We start from the raw sequence: 3,033 nt of genomic DNA, 5'->3' as shown, positions 1-3,033 counted from the left end.
TTATACCGCCTTCGTATAGTTTCTTCCGGGACATTATGACCGCCTTCGCGAACTCTTTGTTGGACGCGAGCGATCGCAACCTCTGGGCTAGGTAACCAAAGGAAAAGGAGGTAAAATACATAACCTGCTTGGCGTAAGTTAGCAATCCAAGGAGCAAAAGTTCGACTAGCTAGAGTAGTTTCAAAGGCAAAATTTGCTCTTTGATTGGCTAGTTGTTGTAATCGTTCTAGCATAATTCTTCCAGCTTGAAATGCCACTGCTTCTGGAGCAAATGCCGATAATCCTTGCGCGATCGCATCCGCGTTGACAAATTCATTTACTCCAAGCGTTTCTTGTAATAAGATAGGGGCAACTGTCGATTTCCCCGCACCATTTGGCCCTGCTATAACAATTAAGTTTGGCATATTCAAGCGGTTTATTCTATTGGCAAATCGCGGAGAAAGCAAAAGCGATCGCTCTGCCAATCACTACCTTTTTTCCGTCCTAAGTAACCTGTTAAAGGCGAGGAAAGTTCTAGGAGTAATTCGTGAACCAATCGTAAATCCTCTGGTTTAAAGGTTTGTTCCTTTTCCTTAAACACGGCATTATATTGGACACGAACTTCGGCTGTTAAATGTCCGCTTCCAGCTTCACCCAGTTGTTTTACTGCTTCAACGATATGCGATCTCAGTCTAATATCTTTCAAAACTTTTTCTATATATTCATGAATTTTGCTATCAATTTGACCCGCTTCTAAATATGGTTTTAGTTCAATTAGATTAACTGAGCCTGGATATTTTGCTTGTAGTTCAACTAGCTTTTGTAGAGTCATAGGTTTGATTATGCTAACTTTTGAGACTTCAGCTGATTCTCGAAGATTTTTAGTTGGCTCACCAGGGCCAATAATCAACCTGACAGCGGTCATATAGTTCTCTTTTAAGTGCCTTTTACCAATTCTGTCCAACTCTTCAACTGTGCGATCGGGAATACTTCTACCAGCTTTACACTCTCCAGCTAAAGGATATGGCTTTGAGCAAAATAAATCCAAACCGCCTGCGCCACCTTTGTAAGATTCATTAATCGTAAAACCTATAAATTCAAGGCTACGGCGTACAATATTTTCAAAATCTGTTCCTGCTTGATAATTGCTCTTTCCTTCATCCAGTTCTTTACTTCGATTACCCAGTTTAGTAATATTATCTATCCATGACAAATCCGAAGTAATTAGTTTTCCTTGCTTTTCATTAGCATCTTTTTCTGTAGCAATTGGGTCTGGAGATTCAATAATGACCTCTTCAGATTTATCGAGATCGATTATGTTAGGTATCTTACCTGTCGGCTCACTGATAATTTTCCGAATGATATAATTGTTAATAACTAGCTTTCTCTGGGCAATAAACTCTAAAATTTCCTTTTCTGTCAACCCGTGATCTACTTGACCAAGGTATACAGATCGAATAGCTAAAAGCGGTTTTATCGGATTTACTTTCAGTGGAACCCATTCCCCTCGCTTGGAAGATATAAGTTTATTTAAACACTCTTGAGCTTGAGTTGCTCCTGGGTTAATTTCTTTAGCACGAACTAAGCAACTACGATGTATTCCAAATGTTTTGAATGCAATTAGCCGCCTTAATCCAGCTAACACACTATGGGTACTAGATTGCTGAAGTACAGCCACTCCTATTTTGATTGCTTTGGCGTTTTGCTTAACTAAAATTTTGAAGTCAATGTAACCACTATTTTCTTTTTTTGGTTCAATCTCTTCAAGTCGGTAAACTTTTGCTTCTTCTATCGTTTCTCCAAGTTTAATCAGGCTTTGAAATCCCCACCTCAGAGCATCAGCAAGTGTCGCTTTATCTTCCATTAAGGTGTCTATAGACTGTTCAATTACTGTCATTTCTTTACTAAAAGCAACTTCAACAGGGTGAGGTGGTGTATCTGGTTGCTTAAAGCCATTATCTGAAGAAGATGTACTACTAACTTGAAAATTCGTTGCACACCATTGCAAAACTTTACGTACTGGCGGTTTTTCTTTAACTTGTTGTCTAAGTTGGTTTTCTGTAAATGGATAGAGGGGATGATGAGGAACTAAATTTTTTGACCTATAAAAGTCTTTAAGCCATAGAGTAACTAGCTGAACAATTGAGTCCCCATCCATAGGTCTTAACTCAATTGATTCTGTTGCCGCAGATGAAAGGCGATCTGGTATGCCGCCTGAAAGTTTTTTAATTTTTAATTTCCACGTATCTGGCATCATTACTGTTAAAATAACAACGCCTTTACTGGTACTCAATAGATTAAGACTGTCAAAAATATTTTTAACTAATCCAGCAACAGCTTCAGGTTTGTGAAAACTCCCTTCATCAAGGTTAACTATTTCTAGTTCATCAAAACAAATAACTACTGGTTTGTAGTCACTCAACAAAGTTAAAATTTGTAGTACGCTTTCAAATGCGTTGGCTTCTCGTTGTTCTTTATCAATGTTGGGTAGTCCTAATTCAGCAGCTTTTGCTTCTGATAAATCATTGCCAGATAACCATTTAATCGCGTAAGAGGCATTAGATTCTGAAAGTGTCCATAAAATAGCCCGAATAATATCCGGGTCACTATTAGGATGATTTTTGATAATTGACGCGGTTAAGTGATCTATTAAATTTTTGTTTTTAGCTAACGCATAGGAAAACTTTTTTTCAATCAAGTCTTTAGGAGAATTTTGCTTTTCTGTGGCTATATTTAACATGGCCGTAGCTAGTTCTTGCCACTGCTTTACTCCTTGGCTACCAACCTGGTTGAGGCTATCTGACAAAATTTGTAAAAACTGGTATTTTAGCAGATCTGAGTGAGTAAAACGATTAGCCCCAGCGTAGATAAATAAAGCGCTACCATGAGCTTGTAAATAGTGACGAATTCGACTTAAAAGGTGCGTTTTTCCTACTCCTTTTTCAGCGGTTATAGCGAGAGAAGTAACTTTGGCTTCACCAGAGCTAACTTGTTGAATGGCCTGAAAAACAGCATCAGAAGCATGAGCATTTAGAGTCGATAGATCGGGGAATC

Annotated in this window: 2 protein-coding genes; both read right to left on the bottom strand. The window is 38.3% G+C overall.

The genetic code is table 11. From position 1 onward, the window contains the following. On the bottom strand, positions 1–404 hold a 404-nt coding region (locus tag H6S82_RS26400; RefSeq protein WP_191056968.1), incomplete at its 3' end, for an AAA family ATPase. Between the two features lie 11 nt (positions 405–415). After that, on the bottom strand, positions 416–3,033 hold a 2,618-nt coding region (locus H6S82_RS26395; RefSeq protein WP_191056967.1), incomplete at its 5' end, for an ATP-binding protein.

Source organism: Planktothrix sp. FACHB-1355, assembly GCF_014748295.1.
Classification (GTDB): domain Bacteria; phylum Cyanobacteriota; class Cyanobacteriia; order Cyanobacteriales; family Aerosakkonemataceae; genus Aerosakkonema; species Aerosakkonema funiforme_A.
Note: the sequence above shows the minus strand (reverse complement) of the source record. Positions and strands in the feature narration are given on the sequence as shown.